Origin of the sequence: Pseudoalteromonas sp. S3260, assembly GCF_005886925.1 — a bacterium.
GTDB lineage: Bacteria > Pseudomonadota > Gammaproteobacteria > Enterobacterales > Alteromonadaceae > Pseudoalteromonas > Pseudoalteromonas tetraodonis.
In genome coordinates, this window is sequence record NZ_PNCV01000284.1 from 1 (window position 1) to 293 (window position 293).

At 47.1% G+C, this 293-nt stretch carries 1 protein-coding gene; it reads left to right on the forward strand.

Features of this window, described 5'->3' with window-relative positions; translation table 11 throughout:
• Positions 1–14: 14 nt before the first annotated feature.
• Positions 15–293, forward strand: a 279-nt coding sequence (locus CWC14_RS18495; protein WP_138564343.1) for a hypothetical protein, incomplete at its 3' end; no start/stop codon positions are given.

Below are 293 nucleotides of genomic sequence, written 5' to 3' on the forward strand. Positions count from 1 at the left end.
AGGGCACGACTGCCTTGCTGGATTTGACCCACAGTGATACACAAGAACAAATTGCAGCGGCTTTTAGCGAATATAAACTGCATGACGTGATTGGTTTGACATATGATGCTGCGGGAGAGAAAGGCAAAGCAACTCAACGCTTATCAACAAAGTCTTTGATTATCGGTTGCGCTGCGGCTATCGCATTAACGCTGGCGTCGGTGACGGGGTATCTACAATGGTCGTTACAATCGCTTGAGCAGCAGCAAGCAGCCAATCAGGTGAAAATCGATGAAGTACTTAGCAAGCGAAAT